General features: G+C 60.6%; 18 protein-coding genes. 2 read left to right on the top strand and 16 right to left on the bottom strand.

From position 1 onward, the window contains the following. Positions 1 to 9: 9 nt before the first annotated feature. Positions 10 to 1,161: a TDT family transporter gene (locus FHT97_RS10870; RefSeq protein ID WP_183862079.1), complete on the bottom strand. Its 1,152-nt coding sequence runs from the start codon at positions 1,159 to 1,161 to the stop codon at positions 10 to 12. Between the two features lie 115 nt (positions 1,162 to 1,276). Here FHT97_RS10870 and FHT97_RS10875 point away from each other — a divergent pair, with 115 nt between their 5' ends. Then, positions 1,277 to 2,176: a LysR family transcriptional regulator gene (locus FHT97_RS10875; protein WP_183862080.1), complete on the top strand. Its 900-nt coding sequence runs from the start codon at positions 1,277 to 1,279 to the stop codon at positions 2,174 to 2,176. Between the two features lie 220 nt (positions 2,177 to 2,396). Here FHT97_RS10875 and FHT97_RS10880 read toward each other — a convergent pair whose 3' ends face one another. Then, complete coding sequence (locus FHT97_RS10880; RefSeq protein WP_183755696.1) at positions 2,397 to 2,855, bottom strand: helix-turn-helix domain-containing protein; 459 nt, start codon at positions 2,853 to 2,855, stop codon at positions 2,397 to 2,399. Positions 2,856 to 2,926: 71 nt separating this feature from the next. On the opposite strand from FHT97_RS10880, the gene FHT97_RS10885 reads away from it, so the two are divergent. Next, on the top strand, positions 2,927 to 5,173 hold the full coding sequence (locus FHT97_RS10885) for a heavy metal translocating P-type ATPase (protein ID WP_183862082.1): 2,247 nt from the start codon (positions 2,927 to 2,929) through the stop codon (positions 5,171 to 5,173). A 43-nt stretch (positions 5,174 to 5,216) separates the two neighbouring features. Here FHT97_RS10885 and FHT97_RS10890 read toward each other — a convergent pair whose 3' ends face one another. The 14 genes from FHT97_RS10890 to FHT97_RS10950 form a co-directional block, all read right to left on the bottom strand. After that, positions 5,217 to 6,389: a transporter substrate-binding domain-containing protein gene (locus FHT97_RS10890; protein ID WP_183862084.1), complete on the bottom strand. Its 1,173-nt coding sequence runs from the start codon at positions 6,387 to 6,389 to the stop codon at positions 5,217 to 5,219. Positions 6,390 to 6,665: 276 nt separating this feature from the next. After that, a complete protein-coding gene (locus FHT97_RS10895) occupies positions 6,666 to 6,974 on the bottom strand; it encodes a hypothetical protein (RefSeq protein WP_183862086.1) in 309 nt (102 codons plus the stop codon). Positions 6,975 to 7,046: 72 nt separating this feature from the next. Then, on the bottom strand, positions 7,047 to 7,205 hold the full coding sequence (locus FHT97_RS30790; protein ID WP_246712605.1) for an entericidin: 159 nt from the start codon (positions 7,203 to 7,205) through the stop codon (positions 7,047 to 7,049). A gap of 135 nt (positions 7,206 to 7,340) precedes the next feature. Beyond that, positions 7,341 to 8,936 carry a phosphoglycerate dehydrogenase gene (gene serA / locus FHT97_RS10900; RefSeq protein ID WP_183862088.1) on the bottom strand — a complete coding sequence of 532 codons (1,596 nt, stop codon included), beginning with the start codon at positions 8,934 to 8,936 and terminating at the stop codon, positions 7,341 to 7,343. Positions 8,937 to 9,022: 86 nt separating this feature from the next. Next, positions 9,023 to 10,204, bottom strand: a complete 1,182-nt coding sequence (locus tag FHT97_RS10905) for a phosphoserine transaminase (protein ID WP_183862090.1) — start codon at positions 10,202 to 10,204, stop codon at positions 9,023 to 9,025. A gap of 141 nt (positions 10,205 to 10,345) precedes the next feature. Then, entirely contained in the window at positions 10,346 to 11,146 is an 801-nt protein-coding gene (locus FHT97_RS10910) for an outer membrane protein (protein ID WP_183862092.1), read from the bottom strand. A gap of 178 nt (positions 11,147 to 11,324) precedes the next feature. Beyond that, positions 11,325 to 12,095 (bottom strand): outer membrane protein, encoded by a 771-nt coding sequence (locus tag FHT97_RS10915; RefSeq protein WP_183862094.1) that lies wholly within the window; start codon positions 12,093 to 12,095, stop codon positions 11,325 to 11,327. A gap of 191 nt (positions 12,096 to 12,286) precedes the next feature. Beyond that, positions 12,287 to 13,639: a phosphoglucosamine mutase gene (gene glmM, locus FHT97_RS10920; RefSeq protein WP_114714619.1), complete on the bottom strand. Its 1,353-nt coding sequence runs from the start codon at positions 13,637 to 13,639 to the stop codon at positions 12,287 to 12,289. 238 nt (positions 13,640 to 13,877) lie between these two features. Continuing rightward, the gene (ftsH, locus tag FHT97_RS10925; RefSeq protein ID WP_183862096.1) at positions 13,878 to 15,809 is read right to left on the bottom strand and encodes an ATP-dependent zinc metalloprotease FtsH; all 1,932 of its coding nucleotides are present in this window, start codon (positions 15,807 to 15,809) and stop codon (positions 13,878 to 13,880) included. A 98-nt stretch (positions 15,810 to 15,907) separates the two neighbouring features. Beyond that, positions 15,908 to 17,227: a tRNA lysidine(34) synthetase TilS gene (gene tilS / locus FHT97_RS10930; protein ID WP_183862098.1), complete on the bottom strand. Its 1,320-nt coding sequence runs from the start codon at positions 17,225 to 17,227 to the stop codon at positions 15,908 to 15,910. 12 nt (positions 17,228 to 17,239) lie between these two features. Further along, positions 17,240 to 18,241, bottom strand: a complete 1,002-nt coding sequence (gene ybgF, locus FHT97_RS10935) for a tol-pal system protein YbgF (RefSeq protein WP_183862100.1) — start codon at positions 18,239 to 18,241, stop codon at positions 17,240 to 17,242. A 160-nt stretch (positions 18,242 to 18,401) separates the two neighbouring features. Then, positions 18,402 to 18,932 (bottom strand): peptidoglycan-associated lipoprotein Pal, encoded by a 531-nt coding sequence (gene pal, locus FHT97_RS10940; RefSeq protein WP_040675631.1) that lies wholly within the window; start codon positions 18,930 to 18,932, stop codon positions 18,402 to 18,404. A 156-nt stretch (positions 18,933 to 19,088) separates the two neighbouring features. Continuing rightward, positions 19,089 to 20,399: a Tol-Pal system beta propeller repeat protein TolB gene (tolB, locus tag FHT97_RS10945; RefSeq protein WP_016557211.1), complete on the bottom strand. Its 1,311-nt coding sequence runs from the start codon at positions 20,397 to 20,399 to the stop codon at positions 19,089 to 19,091. A gap of 22 nt (positions 20,400 to 20,421) precedes the next feature. After that, positions 20,422 to 21,552, bottom strand: coding sequence for a hypothetical protein (locus FHT97_RS10950; protein WP_183862102.1), 1,131 nt, complete (start codon positions 21,550 to 21,552; stop codon positions 20,422 to 20,424). Positions 21,553 to 21,554: the final 2 nt, after the last annotated feature.

Raw genomic sequence — 21,554 nt, forward strand, 5'->3', positions numbered from 1 at the left:
ACTCAAGCCTTACCGAGTGAGGCCCGACGGAGCCCCGTCAGCCAAACTAGGATCTACAAATAGTGTGCCGTCCACGGCCCCGAAGCAGGTTCTGACGGCAACGACAATCCAGATCGCCGCGAGCACGATCACAAGAACGGCACCGAGCATCGCGAGCGCCGGAAAATGGACCGCCGCCGCAAGACGCAGCGTTGCAACCGCGTAGACACCGATCGGAAAGGTGTATCCCCACCAGCCGAGGTTGAATGGCAGGCCATTCGCCACGTAGCGGGCAGTTATGGCCAGCGCCATGCCCAACCACCACAACCCATAGGCCCAAAGCAAGATCGCGCCGAGGAATGCGGCACCCGACATTGCGCCGGCAACGAGGCCGAGACCATTGGCGGCGAGCACCGCGTTCCCGTTCAGCGCAAAAAGGATCAGTCCGAGCGCCCCGGTCCCTATCGGGCCGAGCGACAGGAAAGCGGTCGACGCCATGCTGGCCGGAGGCAAGTTGTGAAGCACCATCCGCAGGAAGAGGATGCTGAGCAGCCCAAGCGCCAGCGGCACGGAAGCGGCCCAGAGCACGTAACTCGCAAACAGCACCGTCATCTGGTTACCCGCGCCGGGAATGTGAGGAAGCAGCAACCCGCCGCTTGCCGCGGTGACTTCGCAGGCAACCACCGGCAACAGCCACACCGCACTCATCTCTTCGAGCACATGCGTCTGCCGGGTGACCATCGCGAACGGAATCGCAAGACCGGAAAGCACCGCAAGCGCCGCATCGAACCACCACAGGCCAACCGCCACCGAGATGGCGGCTTGGCCAAACCACGCTGCGCCAAAGATCACCGTTCCATTTATGATGGTCGCCAGCCCCATCGGGACGCACCCAAAAAACATCGACACGACAGGGTGGGCGAACACACGCAGGGCATCCCGCGGGTACAGGATCCATTTGCTTGCATATAGAGCCGAAAGGCTGGCGAACAGCACGATGTTCGCCAGCCACAACACTTCCCCGAAGATCGACAATGCCGGCGCATTCGGGAACTGCGCGAGACAGATGGCAAAAATGCCCGTACCCATCGTTGCCGCGAACCAGTTCGGCGTAAAATGCAGGATGCGCCAGTGTCCTTCGGACGGCGTGGGTCGAATGCCTGGAACGGAAAATGCGGTCATGGCTGTATCCTTCGTTATCGCTCTTGGATACGCCGCTAAATCAATCGACTCCAACGAATTATAATTGTAATTTTGTTCGACAAAATCGAATGATTAATTTAGGATCGGTATTCCTTTGACCCTTGAACAGCTTCGAATCTTCGTTGCAGTCGCCGCGCGAGAGCACATCACTCAGGCGGCTGCCGACCTCAACATGACGCAATCGGCCGTCAGCGCAGCAATCACCGCGCTCGAAAGCAGGCATCGCGTTGCGCTGTTTGACCGTGTCGGTCGCTCGATCGTGCTGAACCAAGCTGGGCGGATGTTCCTCAAGGAAGCGCACGCGGTCCTCGCGAGCGCACGCGCCGCCGAAGCGGCCTTGATGGATCTTTCCGGCCTGATGCACGGCGAACTATCGATCATGGCGAGCCAGACTGTCGCCGGCTACTGGCTTGCACCGCGTCTCGCGGAATATCGCAGGCATCATTCCGGCATCGCGTTGAACGTCAAGATCGGCAATACGGAGGAAGTGACGGATGCTGTAGCGGAAGGGCGAGCAGAAATCGGCCTCATCGAATGGCCACAGCATCGCCGGGGCCTGTCGATGAGAAAGATTGCCACCGACGAGATGATTGTCGTCGTAGCGCCCGGGCACGCCTGGGCCGACGGAAAACCGCGAACCATCAGAGATTTCACCCAAACCGCGTGGATCCTGCGCGAGACAGGTTCCGGAACCCGACGCGCTTTCGAGAGCCTTCTCCAAACAGCCGGACTGACGGTCGCGAAGCTGGATGTTCCCATGTCTCTGCCGGGCAACGAGACGGTGATTGGCACTGTCGAGGCCGGACTGGGTGCAACGCTGATATCACGAAGCATCGCCACCCCGTTTCTCCGGGCCGGAACTCTTAAGGAAGCGAACATTCCTCCCTTGCCCCGGCCGTTCTTTCTGCTCCGCCATCAGGAGCGCTACCGCAGCAAGGCGGCGGACGCGTTTGACGCTATGGCGTCAGCAGCCGATGCCGGCGACCAGAGGTAAATACGCTGCCGTCAATCAAAACTTCGTCTCAGCCTGCAGCATCGGGCGGCGGCCCAGTAGGAGCCATGCACCTTCAGCGGTACCTTCTGCGACTGCTCTTCGGTTTTGATCCTAAAAGCAGGGATCGGTCGGGCGTGCACAGAAAATCTAAATACGATCAAAATTATAAATCGCAGAAGCTATAGGCGAAACGCCTGCGTATTGTGCAAGGCTGAAAGATTCAGGCTCCCTGGAGCCTTCCGATTTCATTCCACCGCGAGTGATGAGCATGACTGCACTGACCGTGATCGGCCAGCACCTCGATGACGCGGCACTGATCGACGCGCCCGTGCCCGCAGCCTTCAACCATCAGCTCAAGCTCAGCCTTCAACGCCATCAAGCTCCGGATCCTCTGCTCGACTTCGATTAGGCGAGCCTTGGCGATCGCATCTGCGGACGCGCAGGACTGGTGCGGATCGTCCTGCAGGGTGAGGAGAGTGCGGATCGCCTCCACCTCGAACCCAAGCTCGCGGGCGTGACGGATGAAGGCAAGCCTGCGCAGATCGGCCGGCTCGTAGGAGCGTTGATTGCCCTCGCTACGATTTGGCTCCGCAAGGAGGCCGATGCTCTCATAGTAGCGGATTGTCGGTACCTTGACGCCGCTTTTCCGGGACGCTTCCCCGATCGTGATCTTTTTCATGATTTTCCTCTTGCACCTCTAGTCGCTAGAGGATGTAGGAAAGATGCTTCGAACTGACAAGGAAGCGGATCATGGGCGAAACGGTCGAGAAGCGATACAGGGTCGGCGGCATGGATTGCGCCAGTTGCGCAGCCAAGATCGACACGGCCGTCCGACGTATGCCCGGCGTCGAAGACGTTTCGGTTTCGGTGACCGCCGGAACGATGACCGTACGCCACGACGGCAGCAGCGACCTTGTCGCCATCGAAAAGAAAGTCACGAGCCTAGGCTATAGCGTCTCGCAAGCGGCCGGCAGGTTGCCGGCGGATACGGAGCAGGCAGGCCGTTCCCACCATGACCATGACCATGACCATGGTGACCACGATCACGCCGGGCACAACCATCAGGCTCACGATCATGCGGCGGAGCAGGCGCCGGATGCACTGGAAGGGCTCCACGGCCACGACGCGCCGATGGTTGGTCCCTGGTGGCAAAGCAGGAAAGGTCGCCTGACCATATTCTCCGGTGTGGCGCTCGTGGTCGCCTACGTCATCGGCCACCTTGTGCCTTCCATTGCGCCTTATGCATTCGTCGTTGCGATGCTCGTCGGGCTTGTTCCGATCGCTCGTCGCGCAGTCACGGCTGCCTTGTCGGGCACACCGTTTTCGATCGAAATGTTGATGACCATCGCGGCAGTCGGCGCGGTGATCATTCATGCCGGCGAGGAAGCCGCAACCGTGGTTTTCCTGTTTCTGGTTGGCGAACTGCTGGAAGGCGTCGCCGCAGGCAAGGCACGGGCAAGCATCCAGTCCCTGACGACTTTGGTTCCCAAACGAGCCTTTATCGAGGAAGGTGGCACGACCCGGGAAGTGCCGGCCGAAAGCCTCGCCGTCGGCGCGATTATTCTGGTTCGACCTGGTGACCGCATCGCGGCGGACGGCACCATCCTGTCTGGCGAGAGTGCAATCGACGAAGCGCCGGTCACAGGCGAAAGCACACCGGTACGCAAAGGTGAAGGTGAAACGGTTTTTGCCGGCACGGTCAACGGTGATGCGGCACTTCGGGTCAAGGTGACCGCAGCGGCCGCCGACAACACAATCGCGCGTGTCGTCCGACTGGTGGAGGAGGCACAGGAGTCGAAGGCTCCGACCGAACGCTTTATCGATCGTTTCTCGCGCTACTACACGCCGGGTGTGGTCGTCGTTGCTGCTCTGGTTGCCATCATGCCGCCGCTTCTTATGGGAGCTGCTTGGGACGAATGGATCTACAAGGGTCTCGCCATACTGCTGATCGGCTGCCCCTGCGCCCTTGTGATTTCGACCCCGGCCGCGATTGCCGCCTCGCTTTCTTCGGGAGCGCGCCGCGGCTTGCTGCTGAAGGGCGGCGCAGTGCTCGAGACGCTCGGCAAAGTCACCGCCGTCGCCCTCGACAAGACAGGCACGCTAACCGAAGGCAAGCCGCAGGTGACCGATGTAATCGCCTTCGCAAGGGATGAGGCGGATGTCCTGAGGTATGCTGCCGCCCTTGAGACAGGCTCGAGCCATCCGCTGGCGCTGGCGATCCTGGCACGGGCAACAGCTGTGGGTATCCCGGTACCCGCAGTGAACGGCGCCAAGGCCCTGGGAGGGAAAGGCATCGCCGGGACAGTCGAGGGTCAGCCTGTGTTCTTCGGATCTCCGAAAGCTGCCGGCGAGCAAGTTCCGCTCTCATCCGATCAGACCGCGCGTATCACGGCACTCAATGACGATGGGAAAACAGTTTCGGTGCTGATCGTCGGCGACACGCTGGCAGGAGCGATCGCCATGCGCGACGAGCCGCGCGACGACGCCAAGTCCGGTCTTGAAGCGCTGACTGTAGCGGGTATCAAGACTGTCATGCTCACGGGCGATAATCACCGCGCTGCCGAGGCCATCGGCAAAGAACTCGGCATCCAAGTCCGAGCCGAACTGATGCCGGAGGACAAGCAGCGCATCGTGAACGAGCTGAAGCGCGGCGGCTTGATCGTTGCCAAGGTCGGCGACGGCATCAATGACGCCCCTGCCCTTGCGACCGCCGATGTCGGCATCGCCATGGGCGGCGGTACCGATGTGGCGCTGGAAACGGCCGACGCCGCCATCCTTCATGGACGTGTCAGCGATGTGGCGGCAATGATCGAACTCTCGAAGCGCACCATGCGCAATATCGTCCAAAACATCAGCATCGCGCTGGGCCTGAAGGCGGTGTTCCTTGTGACGACCATCGCTGGCATCACCGGCCTGTGGCCCGCGATCCTGGCCGATACCGGTGCGACGGTGCTCGTCACAATCAACGCACTGAGGCTCCTGAAGCCGGCGAAGTAGACCGCGCGGCGAACGGCAATAACGGAGACGTCGGTCGCCCGCGCTACTGCTTCTCCCCCAGATATTGAAACAGCGTCCGCTTCCAACGCTGATCGTGAACTGCCTGAAGGACGGCGACATCGATCGCCTTGCGATAGGGCCGTCCAAGGGGCATCGCGAGCCCGTAGCTCTGAGGTTCGAAATCGACATCCAGCACTTGAACCGTGCTGGAGAAGCGTTGTTCGACGGTCCAGGCAAGCAACGGTTTGTCGTACACGAAAGCATCGATCGATCCTGCTTCCAGCGCCTTGAGCCCGTCGGCCACCTGAGGAAACGTCCGATGTTTGATGCGTTCGCCGTCCAGGAAACCGATGGTCGCCGAGTTGGCAAGCGTCCCGACGCGCACGCCCGGCAGATCCTCGACGCCGTTGACCAGCCCGCGCATCTGCCTTGTCGTCAACGCGGAGGTGACGCTGGCCGTAAAGACCGCGATCGTGATGATCGAGACCACCATCCAAATAATCGCGAGCGCCCTGCCCGCGATTGTGATCGGCCCGCGGTGACCGGTGCTTGCCTGGGTCATGGCCTCCGCCGACCACCAGATGCTTGCTCCCAAACCACGTCCAAGCGGCCCGCCGAAGTCGTCGTTATGACGCCGCTCGAACAGCCACACCAACGCGCCGACAAGCAGAGAGATGCCGATCAACGCTCCTGCCGCCTGCAGGAAGCCCGCCGAAATCATTGTCCGGATGATCTCGCGCCATACTGATACGCTATTGACCGAAACAGCTATTCCCAGCCCTGTATCGTAGAAAGGCTGACTGAAATCGACGATCCGCTCGCGATCGGCGGTGATGGTGATCGCCGCCACGGAAACATCGTAGTCGCCTCGCGATGTCGCTTCGAGGAGTTTCTGGACGTTGGGTTCCTCGGTGAGGCGAAACTTCAGTCCGAGCTTCTCGGCAACTTCCCGCCAGAGGTCAATGGAAATACCTGTCCAATTTCCGTCGGCATCCTTCATCGCAAAGGGTGGCGCCTCCTTGGTGCCGATCACCAGCTCTCGCTGTGGAAACTCTTGTCTGTCGGACGGCTGCGGCATTTGGGCGTGAGCGTTTTCGCTCCCCATCGCTGCTAAAAGCATCACGGCGACGAATGCCCAGTGCCCCCGGTGAAATGCGGCATGCAGGCGTGCATGTACGTGGCGCGCGAAGAGGGCCGCAAAGGGAATTGCCATCATGCTCGTTCGCACCCGGCCTCCAACATCGAAAGGTTCTCTGCAACGGCTCTCAAGCCGGTCGCGGCCTCGCCCTCGAGATCCAAATCCACGCGAAGAGGCGATCTTAGCGAGACACGAGCAGGCGTAAATTGGAAGTACGTTACTGTAAAATTGACTGCAATGGGACCGGCAAGCCCATGAGCATTCGCGGATTCGAGCGCGTCATCCTGGCGGCTCACATAACCTTCACGGAGATTTGCGCGTATCGGAACATTTTACCCGTCTGGGAGTTAACGTTTAGAGGAGGACTAACATGACGAATGACTTCAACAAGCCGAACCCGGTGAACACATCGGCATCGAAGAGCAGGACGATCTGGATTGTGCTCGCAGCGATCGTTGTCATCGTTGCCTTGGCGGCTACATATTGGCCGAGATCACAGAGTTCTTCGACAGCGACAGCACCAGCGCCGACGGCGTCCGAGCCAGCTTCGCCGCCTGCGTCGACTGCACCAGCATCACCGCCTGCAGCAAACCCGCCCGCGAGCGCTCCGGCGACCCCTGCCGCTCCAGCCGCTCCGGCCCCCGCTGCTCCGGCTCCGGCCACGCCGCAGTAACGGCAAGCCCGCTTGGTCTGGCGGGCAGATGCTTCGTAGGCGTAGAAGGCCGGCAGCGTCTCTCAGTTCGCGCCGGCCCTGAGGATACGATGCGTGCTTTGATCCAGCGCACTACTCGCCTCCCGGCCGTCCTTGGCAAGACCATTCGCCGTATTTGCGCAGGATGACAGGCTCACAAGAGATGAGAGCGCAAGGACGATAATCACGGCTGACTTTGTCATGGACGCACCCGAATAGGTGAAAGGAACGATAGTCGCTCGCGACAGTGATTATCAACGCGAGTGATCAACAGGCAAAACGAGAAAACCCGGCGCAGGTTCCCGCGCCGGGTTTTCTCATTGCCTTGGGAGCAAAACTCAGTCGACTGCGAAAACCAGCGGCTTTGCCTGACGGATCGCCGGATTTGCCGTCAGCTTGGCAAGGACCTCGTCGCCGATCGGACCGTCGACATAAAGCAGCGCGATCGCATCGCCGCCCTGCTTGTCGCGGCCGAGCTGGAAGTTCGCGATATTGACGCCGGCAGCGCCAAGCGTGGTGCCGATGAAGCCGATCATGCCGGGAACGTCGGTGTTCGTGAGGTAGACCATGTGCGAACCGACATCGGCATCGAGATTGATGCCCTTGATCTGGATAAAGCGGGGCTTGCCGTCCGAGAAGACCGTGCCGGCGATCGATCGGGTCATCGTGTCGGTCTTGACGGTGAGCTTGATGTAGCCGTCGAAGACGCCGGTCTTGTCGCGCTTGACCTCGGAGAGGACGATGCCCTTTTCCTTGATCATAACAGGAGCCGAGACCATGTTGACATCGGCGACCTGCGGCCGGATCAGGCCGGCAAGCAGCGCGCTCGTCAACGCCCGCGTATTCATGCCAGCCGTCGCACCGTCAAAGAGGATCTCGATTTCCTTGATCGGCTCTTCCGTCACCTGGCCGACGAAGGCACCGAGAACATCGGCGAGCCGGATGAACGGCTTGAGGATCGGTGCTTCCTCAGCAGTGATCGAGGGCATGTTGATGGCGTTGGAAACGGCACCCTTCACCAGATAGTCCGACATCTGCTCGGCAACCTGCAGGGCCACGTTCTCCTGGGCTTCCGTCGTCGACGCGCCGAGATGCGGAGTGCAAACCACGTTCGGCAGGCCGAACAGCGGGCTTTCTTTGGCGGGCTCGACTTCGAAAACGTCGAAACCGGCTCCGGCGACGTGACCGGACTTGATGGCCTCGGCAAGTGCTGCCTCATCGACCAGGCCGCCACGGGCGCAGTTGATGATGCGAACGCCGGGCTTGGTCTTTGCGAGGTTTTCCTTGCCGAGAATGCCGCGCGTCTTGTCGGTCATCGGTACGTGCAAGGTGATGAAGTCGGCCTTGGCGAGCAGCTCGTCCAGCTCGACCTTGGTGACGCCCATCTCCTGGGCGCGCTCGGCCGAGAGGAAGGGGTCGTAGGCGAGAACATGCATGCCGAGGCCGATGGCCTTCTTGCAGACGATGCCGCCGATATTGCCGGCGCCGATGACGCCGAGCGTCTTGCCGGTGATTTCGACGCCCATGAACTTCGACTTTTCCCACTTGCCGGCCTGCGTCGAGCTGTCTGCCTGCGGCAGCTGGCGGGCAACGGCGAACATCAGAGCGATGGCGTGTTCGGCCGTGGTGATCGAGTTGCCGAACGGCGTGTTCATGACGATGATACCGCGCTTGGAAGCGGCCGGGATATCGACATTGTCGACGCCGATGCCGGCGCGGCCGATGACCTTGAGGTTGGTCGCGGCGGCGATCAGCTTTTCCGTTGCCTTGGTGGCGGAGCGGATAGCGAGGCCGTCGTAGTTGCCGATGATTTCGGCAAGCTTGTCCTTGTCCTTGCCGAGCTGCGGCTGGAAATCGACTTCGACGCCGCGATCACGGAAGATCTGGACGGCAGTTTCCGACAGTTCGTCGGATACGAGAACGCGAGGTGCCATTGGGGGCTTCCTTCAAAAGGTTCAACGATGGAATGTAATCGGGATTGCGAGGCTCCGCCCGTTCGGCGGAGCCGGATGCGATCAACTCAGGCGGCAGCCTGGGAAAGCGTCGCCTTCTGCGTTTCGAACGCCCAGGAAAGCCACGGCATCAGCTTCTGCATGTCTGCAGTTTCGATCGTGGCGCCGGCCCAGATGCGCAGGCCAGACGGAGCGTCACGGTAATGGCCGATGTCGTAGGCGACACCTTCCTTGTCGAGCAGGCTGACGATGCCCTTGGCGAAGTTCGCCTGGCCGTCGGCGTCGAGTGCCAGAACGTCCTTATCGGTAATCTTCAGGCAGACCGAGGTGTTGGAAGCCGTCTCGGCCTTGACGGCCAGGTTGGCGATCCAGTCATTGGCGGCGACGAAGTCGGCGATGACCTTGGCATTGGCGTCGGCGCGGGCCATCAGGCCCTTCAGGCCGCCAACATCCTTCGACCAGAGCAGTGCGTCGATATAGTCCTCGACGCAGAGCATCGACGGCGTGTTGATGGTTTCGCCGGTGAATATGCCCTCGATCAGCTTGCCGCCCGAGGTCATGCGGAAGATTTTCGGCAGCGGCCAGGCCGGTGCGTAAGTCGTCAGACGCTCGACAGCGCGCGGCGACAGGATGATGACGCCATGAGCGCCCTCGCCGCCGAGAACCTTCTGCCAGGAGAAGGTGACAACGTCGAGCTTGGCAAAATCGAGGTTCTGCGCAAAAGCAGCCGAGGTGGCATCGCAGATCGTCAGGCCCTTGCGGTCGGCCGGGATGAAGTCGCCGTTCGGAACGCGAACGCCCGAGGTGGTGCCGTTCCAGGTGAAGACGACGTCGCGGTCGAAATCGATGGTCGAAAGGTCCGGCAGCTCGCCGTAACCGGCTTCGATCTTGCGGACGTCTTTCAGCTTCAGCTGCTTGACGACATCGGTGACCCAGCCGGCGCCGAAGCTTTCCCAGGCGACCATGTCGACGCCGCGCTCGCCGAGCAGCGACCAGAGCGCCATTTCGACGGCGCCGGTGTCGGAAGCGGGCACGATGCCGATGCGGTAATCGGCAGGCACTTCGAGAATTTCACGGGTAAGGTCGATGGCCTGCTTGAGCTTCATCTTTCCGATCTTCGCGCGGTGCGAACGGCCAAGCGGCGCGTCGGAAAGGGCTTCGAGCGACCAACCGGGACGCTTCGAGCAAGGGCCAGAAGAAAAATGAGTGTTGTTCGGACGGACGTCCGGCTTTGCGGTGGCAGCGGCCATATGTATACCCTTCCAGGTAATTAGCCTCTCGTTGGGGAGAGGTGTCCCGCCGCCGTGGATATAGATCGCGCCTGACATAGTCAACGGGCAAGCGTCGCAACTGGAGGATTTTTTGGTCTACACGCGTCATTGCGTCGCGGACTACCAGCCGGCGATACGCAAGCCGATACGAATCTCGTGCCGCGTCAATCCGTCGTCGCGGCCGCTGGTCCCGGAGGGGCCGGCAAACATGCTGCCGCCGGCGATATCGGAGAAGCGATAGCCCAAATCGACCTTGATGTTGTTGGTGATTTCATAACTGAGGCCCGCCATCAGTGCATAAGTGAAGCGCCAGTTGTTTTCGCCATTGAAATCTTGGGGCGGAAACGTGACCCTAGAGCAGGCCGAACCACCATCGACGCACTCGGGTTGCGAACGTACGCTGCCCCATCTGACGTTGGTTACCCCTATGCCGGCGCCGACATACGGGGTGAAGCCGGCAACGGTCGCAAGGTCCGCATAGCCGTTGGTCATGACGCCATAGGCCCGAAGATCGGCGCGCACACCGGAGGTGCAGCCGGTCCCGGCAGGCGCGGATGCGGCACAAGGCAGATCAGTGTTGGCCGTGCCGGTAAAATCGCTTTTGAAGAAATCCCCCGTCAGGTCGGCGCGCCAGATGTCGGTGAATTGATAGCCAATCCCCGCACCGCCAGAAACGGGCTTCGAGAAGCGTGCCGAATCGAACTCGTGGATAGCCCCATCATCGAAGCGGTAGTCCGGCGTTTCGTTGCCGGTCCATGGAGCATAACCAAGATCACCGCGGAGATACCAGCCGGTCGTGGACGAGTCGCCCGGAATGCTTATCTCCGGTGCCTCAGCAATAGGGGGCTCCTCCGCCATCGCCCGCCCACCAAGCAGGACAAGGCTTGCCGCAGTGGCGAGGATCGTGATGGACGATTTCATTGCAATTCCCGACCGGGCAAAGCGGTGCCCGCATGACTGACCATGCGGTATTATTCCAGCGAGTTGCTAACGCGCGGTTAACCATATTTGTTAACTTCGATTGAGGTTCAAACCACGAAAAAGGCCGCCGTGACGGCGGCCTTGAAGTCGAAAGCTCCTCCAACGATGAACGAATTGGCTATTGCAGCGAGTAGCGCAGGCCGAGTTTGAAGTCGTGCGAGGTAATGTTGTTGAAGTGCATCGGGCCGGTGTTAACGGTGTCATCATAGGAGCGGAGCCGGCCGCTTTTTGCGTCACCAAGGTCAACATAGCTATAGCCGAAATCGACGGTCAGGCGGTCGGTCACTTGATAGCCGATCCCGGCATGCAGCGCCCATGCAAAGTTCCAAGTGGAGTCGCTGTCCCCGTATGCAACTCCGAGCGTAGGGACATTAACATCGCGGAAACGAGAGATCGTATTGCGTGACGCACCGATACCGGCGCCCACATACGGCGTGATGCCCTCCCAGGTGCCGATATCGACATAGGCGTTGGCCATCAACAGCCATTCCGACTTGGCACCGTCGTAGTCATTCGTGGCATCCCAGACAGCCGTGCCCGTTGCATCGGTGTGTCCATAACGATCAAGCGCAGAGAAATCAGTCTTGCCGCGATACTGGACGATCGCATCGCCACGAAGCCACTGGTTGAATTGATAGCCAACACCAAGTCCACCGAGCGGCCCGCTGTCAAAGCTGCCGTCATCGACAAATTCGCGAAAATCCACGTCGTCAAACAGCTCGTGCTGCATGCTGCCAAGACGCTGATTGGTCATGCCTATATCGCCGCGCAAGTACCATCCGCCAAAGACGGGAACTGGTGGCGGCGCCGGGTCGACATAGAGATCGGCAGCGAGAGCTGGGACACCTCCCATCAGCGCCGCAGCCGCGGCAATCAAAAATCTCTTCATAGTATTCTCCAGGAACAATCAATACCCAGCACGCGCCACTAGACCGCGTCTGACCTTTATTCAGCCTGGACTCTTACAAATCAGAGTTAATGTCCGATTAAATTTACAAGATATTTATCATGATGTTACGGGAACGGACGCGCGCCAGCTGGGAAGCTGGCGGCACCCGACAAAAAGCGTGCATGTCGACTTCAGGCTGCGGAGCGCACGTTCGAAATCGTGCCGATCAATTCGTTGACGATCCGCTCGATCTGCGAGCGGTCATCGCCCTCGGCCATGACGCGGATTAGCGGTTCCGTACCGGACGGGCGGATGACCAGGCGGCCATTCTTTGCGAGCTCGGCCTCCGCATCGGCAATCGCCTTCTGCACCTGAATATCCTCGAGCGGCTTGCCGCCGGAGATACGGACGTTGCGGAGGAGCTGCGGCACGGGGTCAAAGCGACGGCATACTTCGCTGACGGTCCTGCCGGTCCGTTTGACCGCAGCAAGGATCTGCAGCGCAGCCACCAAACCGTCGCCCGTCGTGCCATAGTCCGACAACACGATGTGTCCGGACTGTTCACCGCCGACATTGTAGTTGTGCTGGCGCATGTGCTCGACAACGTAGCGGTCACCGACCATCGTACGCACGAGACCAAGTCCCTTGTCGTCGAGGAAGCGCTCGAGCCCGAGATTGGACATCACGGTCGCGACAATGCCGCCGCCGCGAAGCTGCTGGCTCTCGGCGTAGCTTTCGGCGATCACAGCCATCAGCTGGTCGCCATCGACAACCGCACCGTTCTCGTCGACGATGATGACGCGGTCGGCGTCGCCGTCGAGCGCAATGCCGATATCGGCGCGCACTTCATCGACCTTCTTCTGCAGCGCGACCGGGCTGGTAGAACCGCAATTGAGATTGATGTTCGTGCCGTTCGGCTCGTTGCCAATGGTCACAACGTCGGCACCGAGTTCCCAGAGGACAGCTGGAGCCACCTTGTAGGCAGCGCCGTTTGCGCAGTCGATCGCGATCCTCAATCCCTGCAACGTCACGTCGCGCGGCAGCGTGCGCTTGGCGTGCTCGATGTAGCGGTCGTGAACGCCGTCAACGCGCTTGGCGCGGCCGATGTCATCCGACTTCGCAAGCTGCGAGGACAGATCCTTCTCAAGCAAATCCTCAATCTGCGACTCCAGATCGTCGGACAATTTGTAGCCATCCGGCCCAAAGAGCTTGATGCCGTTGTCCTCGTAGGGATTATGCGAGGCGGAGATCATGACACCGATATCAGCACGCAAGGACCGCGTCAGCATAGCTACGGCCGGTGTCGGTATAGGACCGAGAACGAACGCATCGACGCCTGCAGCGGTGAAGCCGGCCACCATTGCGTTTTCGAGCATGTAGCCCGAAAGGCGGGTGTCCTTGCCTATGACGACGCGATGACGGTGGTTGCCTCTCCGGAAGATCGTTCCAACTGCGATACCAACTCGCATCGCAAGATCCGGTGTCATCGGGAACACGTTGGATTGACCGCGAATGCCATCCGTACCGAAATAGCGTCTTTTCATATGCACCCCTGTGCCTTGGCGCGCCTACAGGCTGCGCATTACCACTTGCAAAAAATGAGCCGCCACAGGCGGAATTATCGCTACAAGAGCCCCAAATGAGGCCTCGCTATGTCACCGGCATGACATAAATCGCGGTGTCCATCACGTAAATTAGCAAGAAAACCCATTACATCGCGTTACCGACGCGAAAGGCCGGCGTCCTAACGGACCCGGCCTTTCGGTCATTCTGCAAGAGAAATCAATGCGGCTGCGGCTCCAGGCCACCCTCCGGCTCGTCACCCTTTGTCGCTGGGCGCGTGCCGGTCTTCGGCACGGCCGAACCGCGGCTGGGCGGCGCGTCATCGCCGAGATCGCGCGACGGCTTCTCGCCGCGAATCAACGCTTTGATCTCTTCGCCCGTCAGCGTTTCGTACTCGAGCAGCCCCTCGGCGATCGCCACGAACTCCTCGTGGTGGTCGGTGAGAATGCGGCGCGCTTCCGAATAGGCGTCGTCGATCAGGCGACGGACTTCGGTGTCGATCGTCTGAGCGGTGGCCTCGGAAACATTCTTCGACTGCGAAACCGAGTGACCAAGGAACACTTCCTGCTGGTTTTCACCGTAGGAGACCTGGCCAAGCGCATCCGAAAAGCCCCACTGCGTGACCATTGCACGCGCAAGCTTGGTGGCCTGCTCGATATCGGACGATGCGCCGGAGGTGATGTTTTCCTTGCCGAATGTCAGCTCTTCTGCAACGCGACCACCCATCATGATGACGAGGCGCGACACCATCCACTTGTAGCTCATGGAGTAGCGGTCGCCTTCAGGCAACTGCATCACCATGCCCAGCGCACGGCCGCGCGGAATGATGGTTGCCTTGTGCAGGGGATCCGCAACGGGAACCTTCAACGCGGTGATGGCATGACCGGCTTCGTGATAGGCCGTCAGCTTCTTCTCCGCCTCGGTCATCGCCGAAGAGCGGCGCTCGGCGCCCATCATGATCTTGTCCTTGGCGTCTTCGAACTCCTGCATGGTGACGACGCGCTTGTTGCGGCGTGCAGCCATCAGGGCAGCTTCGTTGACGAGGTTCATCAGGTCAGCACCGGAGAAGCCAGGCGTACCGCGAGCCAGGACCTTGAGATCGACGTTCGGTGCCAGCGGCACATTGCGGGCGTGGACCTTCAGGATGCGCTCGCGGCCGACGATATCGGGGTTCGGAACGACGACCTGGCGGTCGAAACGGCCCGGACGCAGCAGTGCCGGATCGAGAACGTCGGGACGGTTGGTCGCAGCGATCAGGATGATGCCCTCGTTGGCTTCAAAGCCGTCCATCTCGACCAGCAACTGGTTCAGCGTCTGCTCGCGTTCATCGTTACCGCCGCCGAGACCGGCGCCACGATGGCGGCCGACGGCGTCGATTTCGTCGATGAAGATGATGCAAGGCGCGTTCTTCTTGGCCTGCTCGAACATGTCGCGCACACGGGATGCGCCGACACCGACGAACATTTCAACGAAGTCGGAACCCGAGATCGTGAAGAACGGCACGTTCGCTTCGCCGGCGACAGAACGGGCGAGCAGCGTCTTACCGGTGCCAGGAGGGCCGACCAGCAACACGCCGCGCGGAATCTTGCCGCCGAGGCGCTGGAACTTCTGCGGATCGCGCAGGAATTCAACAATTTCCTCGAGGTCCTGCTTGGCTTCGTCAACGCCGGCGACGTCATCGAAGGTCACGCGGCCGTGCGCTTCAGTCAGAAGTTTAGCCTTGGACTTGCCAAAGCCCATCGCGCCGCGCGAACCCCCTTGCATCTGCCGCATGAAGAACAGCCAGACGCCCAGGATCAGCAGCATCGGCAGCAACGTGCCGATATAGCTCAAGAAGCCCGACGAACCGTCGGTTTCCGGGCGCGCCGAAACCAGGACGTTCTTCTGCTGCAGGCGATCGAGCAGGTTGTCATCAACGACAGGGGTATAAGTCTGGAAGGTGGTGCCATTTTCAACATAGCTGCCAGACACGCGGTTGCCCGTGACGACGACTTCCTTGACGCGGCCCGCATCCACTTCACGCAAGAATTGCGAATAAGGGATTTCGCGGGAGCTGGTCTGCGCCGGCGACGTCTGGAACATGCTGAACAGAGCAATCAGCAGCAGAGCTATGATTGCCCACAAGGCGAAATTACGTAAGTTAGGGTTCATCGAACTCCCCAGCACTGGAACAGCCGCCTCATGGCGACCGTCTTATTTGGCCTCTAACATAGGATTGCCTCAGGTGAATGCCAAGGCAAACTGGACTGTTAGATAGATTTTCCGTCAATAAGACCTAAAGGCGGTTTTGGATAGGGGCGTGTACCAAAGGCAGCCGCAAGGCTATCTGCGAAGATGAAATCAAATCGTGTCAAAAAACGGTCGAAGGGCGAAAAATAGGGGGTGATCCTTACTTTCTCGCCAACACTGGCAAGTGGATCTTCTCCTGCGAAATCAACGATGCGTGGTGCCGCCGTCAAGGCTCGCCGAACAACATCCCTGGGCAGTCGACCGCTGACGGGCCCGTGTTGACCTGCAAGAATAGTGATGTCGTCCGGAGATCCGTTTTCAACGAGGAACCGGCTGTCCCAGAGACCGCGCGCACCCGGCGTCAACGTCAACGGCAAAATGCCGCGGCTTTCGCGGACAAGAAAGAGCCCGTCGCGCCGAAGATCGAAGACCACCCTGCCCGCGGTCATCCGGCCCGGCTTCCCACTTTCAACGAGACCGAGCACATCATCCGTCTGTTTTCGCCCGAGCGGGAATGCCTGTCCGCCGAACACTGCCGCAAGGCGTGGAACGGCATAACAAAGCGTCTCTCGATCGGCGAGCCCGGCCGGCATCACCTGACCTATCCAAGGAGAATGCAGGGCAAAATACCTATGCAACCATCGGCCCGCCGAAGTGGCGAGCGCCGCGCGCACAATTGCCCCGTCCGCACCAGACGCGACCTCCGCTTCCCCCGCCAGCCGCAAGCGCACCCGAACGCGCTCATACTTCGGATCGTCGTTGCTCGGGTCATCGATCCAGGCAACCTGTCGCGCACGGAGAAAGTCGCGAATAGCTTGCCGTCTGCAGCCGAGCAGTGGCCGGGCTATCCAAAGGCTTCGATCGAAAAGGACGAGGTCCGCAATACCGGTGCTCGCTTGCTCAGAGCGCTCCTTGCGCATGGCAAGCGTCTCGCGCTGGTCGTCTGCCGTATGCCCGGTCACGACAATGTCGGCTTTCAGGCTTTTGGCGACATCGGCAAGCAGCTGGTAGCGAGCGTCGCGTGCTGCCGCCATGATGCCTGATTTGGGCTTCTCACCCTGCCACACCTTGACCAAGTGCGGGATACCAAGAGAGCTGCAGAAGGCTGCAACCTCGCGCGCCTCCTCGGCCGATTCTGCCCGCAAGGTATGGTCGACAGTTGCCGCACAAAGAGAGATTTTTGAATTGGGTATGGCCTTGAGGGCTTCAACAAGCGCCAGAAGCAGGCCGGTTGAATCGCTTCCACCTGAAATCGCGACAAGAATGCGCGTGGGTTTGGTCAGCGATGCAAGAAAACGGCGCGCTGCCGTCTCAGGTAGAAGGGGGCCGTCCGGGCACAAAACCGGAAGACCTTAGCAGGCGAGGCGTTTTTGCTCGCTGGCGACCTTGGTTATGACGGCACGCGAAGCCTTGGGGTAACGCTTCGGGACTTCCCGCAGCGTGGCGCATGCGGTTTCCGTATTGTCGAGCGCTGCGAGCGACATGCCGAGCTTCAGCAGCATTTCCGGCGCCTTTTCAGAGCTGCCGTACTTCTTGTGCGCATCCAGAAACCGCTTGGCGGCTTCGTTATACTTGCCCTGCGAGTAAAGCGCCTCGCCAAGCCAGAAATTCGCGTCGGCTGCCCGTGCGCTGCTTGGATATTGAGCGATATACTGGGTGAACTCCTGCTCTGCCGTCGAGTAGTCACCGGACAGAACATGGCCGTAGGCAGCCTTGTACTGATCGGCTTCGCTGCCGAGCGACGCAGTCTGCGACGAACGACCGGAATCGACACCCGGAACCGGGCCTGATCCAACCGTGGCATTCTCGTTGACCGAGCCGCCGACCGGATTGCCGTTCTTGTCGAACTCCATCGAGCCGAGCTGCTTCGGCGGCTGACCGAGACCCTCGTTTGTCGGAACATCGGTCGAGGGAGCCGTTTCGGCTCCCTGTGGTGCTTGGATCACGCGGGCGACATCATCGCCGCTCTGACCCTGAACCGGAGGAGGCACATCGGCCTCGCTCTTCTTCATCGTCTTGGTGCTACCGCCGGCACTGCTGCCACCGCCGCCTTTTTCCAGCTCCTGGAAGCGGAATTCGTTGTCTTCCTGCGCCTTGCGGATCGTTTCCTGCATCTGCAGCAGCTGGAAGCTCATCTCCTCGATGCGGCCGTTCAGCTGGCGCAGTTGCTCTTCAAGCTGCTGGACGCGAACTTCAGCTCCGCCGGCCTGCACGTTTACGACCGGTGCCTGAGCCTGCCGATCCGCGGCTTTGCCGCCGATCTGCCAACCCAAAATCGACGTCGCACTCGCCGATTGGCCCGCCCCGGCCACGGCCGCGAGGCACAGCATGCCCGCAACGACAAGTTTTTTCATATGGTTCGTCCTGTCCCAGTGATTCTTCGCACCCTTTGGCACGAACAGGAGATTTTTCCAATTGCTTTCAAAAAGCAACGGAAACTGGCCAAAGTGTGTTCAAAAAGAAAAGGCGGCCCGCAATGGAGCCGCCTTTCGAAATTGTAATATTTCCCGGCAATTACATGCCGGCGCCACCCAGAACGGTGACCGCGCGGCGGTTCTGCGACCAGCAGGAAATATCGTCGCAGACGGCGACCGGGCGTTCCTTGCCGTAGGAGATGGTCTTCATGCGCTGAGCCGGAACACCGCGCGAAGCAAGGTAATCCTTGGTAGCGGCTGCACGGCGAGCACCGAGGGCAAGGTTGTATTCGCGCGTGCCGCGTTCGTCGGCGTGACCTTCGACGGTGATGGCATACTTCGGATAGCGAGCGAGCCACTGAGCCTGACGGTCGAGCGTCTGGGCGGCGTCCGCGCGGATCGAGGTGGAATCGGTGTCGAAGAAGATGCGGTCGCCGACGTTGACGGTGAAGTCCTGAGCCGAACCCGGCGTTGCGGCGCCGGCGCCAAGGCCGAGATCACCGGCGCTGTTGGCCATGTTCTTCTTGTTGGCGCAACCGGCCAGAGCAAGACCGGCGACAAGCGCGATCATGACGGGGTTGCGGGCGAAATTCTGCATGCGGCTCATTGCCGGGGTGTGAATTCGGCTCATGGCCGGTCTCCTTGCGACTTGATTAAGGTTGCCGGACTGTAACCGTATTGGGTTAATCGGCATTCAAGAATTATGGTTAACAGATGGTTGATTTGTCCCTCAGTCGCCCCAATCAGGGATTTTTGCGGCGACAAAAAGGCACATCCACAGGCTTTTCTACTCGAGAAGCGGCGACCAGGCGGGGTCGGAAGCGTAGGTCGGGGTCTTGATGAGCTGCTCGTTATAGCCCGTCAGATCGATCGAGTAGAGCTGCGGACCGCCAGCACCGGCCGCCTGGCGGAAGAACATGATGACGCGGCCATTTGGTGCCCAGGTCGGGCCCTCGTTGTGGAAGCCCGTCGTCAGGATGCGCTCGCCCGAACCGTCCGGCTTCATCACGCCGATCGAGAACTTGCCACCCGACTGCTTGGTGAAGGCGATCAGATCGCCACGCGGAGACCAGACCGGCGTGGAGTAGTTGCCGTCGCCGAAGGAGATACGCGTCTGGCCGGAGCCGTCGGCATTCATGACGTAGATCTGCTGCTTGCCGCCGCGGTCGCTTTCGAACACGATCCGTCCGCCGTCCGGCGAATAGGAGGGCGAGGTATCGATGGCCGCCGTCGAGGTCAGGCGCGTCGTCGTGCGCGAACGCAGGTCCATCGTGTAGATGTTGGCGTTGCCTTCCTGCTGAAGGCTCATCACGACCTTCTGGCCATCCGGCGAGAAGCGCGGGGAGAAGGTCATGCCCGGGAAGTTGCCGACAACTTCGCGCTGTCCCGTCTCGAGCTGCAGCAGGTAGACCCGCGGCTGCTGGTTGGCGAAGGACATGTAGGTGACTTCCTGGCGGTTCGGCGAGAAGCGCGGCGTGAGAACGAGGTCGCTGCCGTTCGTCAGCATGCGGACGTTGAAGCCGTCCTGGTCCATGATGGCGAGCTGGCGCTTGCGCTCCTGCTTGGTGCCGGACTCCGAAACGAACACGACACGCGTATCGAAGTAGCCTTCCTCGCCGGTGATCTGCTTGTAGATCGCGTCGGCGATGATGTGAGCAACGCGGCGCCAGTTCTCCGGCTGCGTGTAGAACTGCTGCCCGGTCATCTGCGTGCCGGCAAACGTATCCCAGAGGCGGAACTCGGCGCGCAGACGTCCGTCGCTTTCCTGCGTCACGCGACCCGTCACGAGTGCCTGCGCATTGATGACCTTCCAGTCCTCGAAGCGCGGAGCGGCATCCGGATTGGAGATCTTCTCGATGAAGGCGTTCTTGTCGATCGGCTTGAAAAGGCCCGAGCGCTGAAGGTCGGCGGCAATCACCTGCGAAACCTGCGCACCCATGTCGCCCTGCAGGAAGTCGGTGATCGCGATCGGCAACGGCTCGACATTGCCCTTGTTGATGTTGATTTCGACAAGCGCGTTGGCCGGCGTGGCGACAACCGCAGTGGTTATCATGCCGACGGCGACCATCAAGGCGCGAATGAGGGAACACTTGGTCATGGAGGACAAGCCTTTCAGCATTTTAAAGGGCTAGATCGCTGGGATCGAAATTGACGATAACCTCGCCCCAGGCGTCATATTTGTCTTTCGGGAGAGTCGTGAAGGGCGACGACTTCATGACGGCACGCTTGGCACCGCTTGCCAACGCCATGCGCGTCGCCTCGTTGGTGCCGCCAACCGCTTCGACCTCGGGCGAACCGATGATGTTGCCATCCGGGTCCAGCTTCATGTGGACCTTGATGCGAACGTCGCTGGCACCTTCCATCCCGGGGATAACCGACCAGTTGCCGGCGATCGCGCTGCGCAGCGCATCCATCTCGCTCATCGAGAGCTTGGAGCCGCCGGTAGCCTTCTTGGCACCGAGCGACGCAACCTCGGTCGAACTCTTGGCGCCACCATTCGACGGGTCCTGCTTGTTCAGCAGCGCCGCGATATCATCGGCGTTGAAGTCGCTCTGCTTGGAGGAGGCGGACTTGGCCTTCTCCTGCTTCTTGTCGGCCTTCTTCTTGTCCGTCGGCTTCTCGTCCGCCTTCGCCTGATCCTCGGTCTTTTTCTCCGGGGGCTTTTCGGCCGGCTTCTGTTCCGGCGGCTTGGCTTGCGGCTTCACGACCGGAGTCGGAACCTTGTCCGGCAGCGCCTCGGCGTCCGGCTTCGGTGGCTCCGGCTGTTCCTGTGGCGTTTCCTCAGGCTTTGGCGGCGTCGGCGGGGTGATTTCGGGCTTCGGCGGCGTAATGGACGCGACCTGCTTCGGCTCGACGTCCGTCTCCTCCTTCATGATCTCCTTCACCTCGTTGGGCACGGGATCATTCTGAGGAAGAGGCTTTTCAACGGCCTTGGGGGCAGCAGCGCTCTCGTTATTGTTGGGCTTGGCGTTCGGGACTGGCGGCGTCTTGAGGTCGACCTTGTTCTCGCCCATGTTCTCGGCGTTTTCGACATTGGTCGGCTTGGCCGTCGGCTTCGGCGCCGGCTTTTCACTCGGCTTGGCCGTCTTGTCGCCCTGCTGCATCTGCGTCATTTCTTCGACGGGCACGAGGTCGACGGGCATCGCCTCGAAATCCTCGACCTTGAACTGCTCCGGGGAGCCGATCGAGATCAGCGCCCAGGCAAGCAGTGCACAGTGCAGAGCCGCAGATGTGACGATACTGGCCTTCATAG

Origin of the sequence: Rhizobium sp. BK399, from assembly GCF_014194695.1 — a bacterium.
In the GTDB taxonomy this organism is placed as follows: Bacteria; Pseudomonadota; Alphaproteobacteria; order Rhizobiales; family Rhizobiaceae; genus Rhizobium.

What these genes read in the sequence shown, in the direction of transcription:
- FHT97_RS10870 (WP_183862079.1), bottom strand. Translation starts at nt 1,161, where the DNA reads ATGACCGCATTTTCCGTTCCAGGCATTCGACCCACGCCGTCCGAAGGA.
- FHT97_RS10880 (WP_183755696.1), bottom strand. Translation starts at nt 2,855, where the DNA reads ATGAAAAAGATCACGATCGGGGAAGCGTCCCGGAAAAGCGGCGTCAAG.
- FHT97_RS10885 (WP_183862082.1), top strand. Translation starts at nt 2,927, where the DNA reads ATGGGCGAAACGGTCGAGAAGCGATACAGGGTCGGCGGCATGGATTGC.
- FHT97_RS10890 (WP_183862084.1), bottom strand. Translation starts at nt 6,389, where the DNA reads ATGATGGCAATTCCCTTTGCGGCCCTCTTCGCGCGCCACGTACATGCA.
- FHT97_RS30790 (WP_246712605.1), bottom strand. Translation starts at nt 7,205, where the DNA reads ATGACAAAGTCAGCCGTGATTATCGTCCTTGCGCTCTCATCTCTTGTG.
- serA (WP_183862088.1), bottom strand. Translation starts at nt 8,936, where the DNA reads ATGGCACCTCGCGTTCTCGTATCCGACGAACTGTCGGAAACTGCCGTC.
- FHT97_RS10905 (WP_183862090.1), bottom strand. Translation starts at nt 10,204, where the DNA reads ATGGCCGCTGCCACCGCAAAGCCGGACGTCCGTCCGAACAACACTCAT.
- FHT97_RS10910 (WP_183862092.1), bottom strand. Translation starts at nt 11,146, where the DNA reads ATGAAATCGTCCATCACGATCCTCGCCACTGCGGCAAGCCTTGTCCTG.
- FHT97_RS10915 (WP_183862094.1), bottom strand. Translation starts at nt 12,095, where the DNA reads ATGAAGAGATTTTTGATTGCCGCGGCTGCGGCGCTGATGGGAGGTGTC.
- glmM (WP_114714619.1), bottom strand. Translation starts at nt 13,639, where the DNA reads ATGAAAAGACGCTATTTCGGTACGGATGGCATTCGCGGTCAATCCAAC.
- ftsH (WP_183862096.1), bottom strand. Translation starts at nt 15,809, where the DNA reads ATGAACCCTAACTTACGTAATTTCGCCTTGTGGGCAATCATAGCTCTG.
- ybgF (WP_183862100.1), bottom strand. Translation starts at nt 18,241, where the DNA reads ATGAAAAAACTTGTCGTTGCGGGCATGCTGTGCCTCGCGGCCGTGGCC.
- pal (WP_040675631.1), bottom strand. Translation starts at nt 18,932, where the DNA reads ATGAGCCGAATTCACACCCCGGCAATGAGCCGCATGCAGAATTTCGCC.
- tolB (WP_016557211.1), bottom strand. Translation starts at nt 20,399, where the DNA reads ATGACCAAGTGTTCCCTCATTCGCGCCTTGATGGTCGCCGTCGGCATG.
- FHT97_RS10950 (WP_183862102.1), bottom strand. Translation starts at nt 21,552, where the DNA reads ATGAAGGCCAGTATCGTCACATCTGCGGCTCTGCACTGTGCACTGCTT.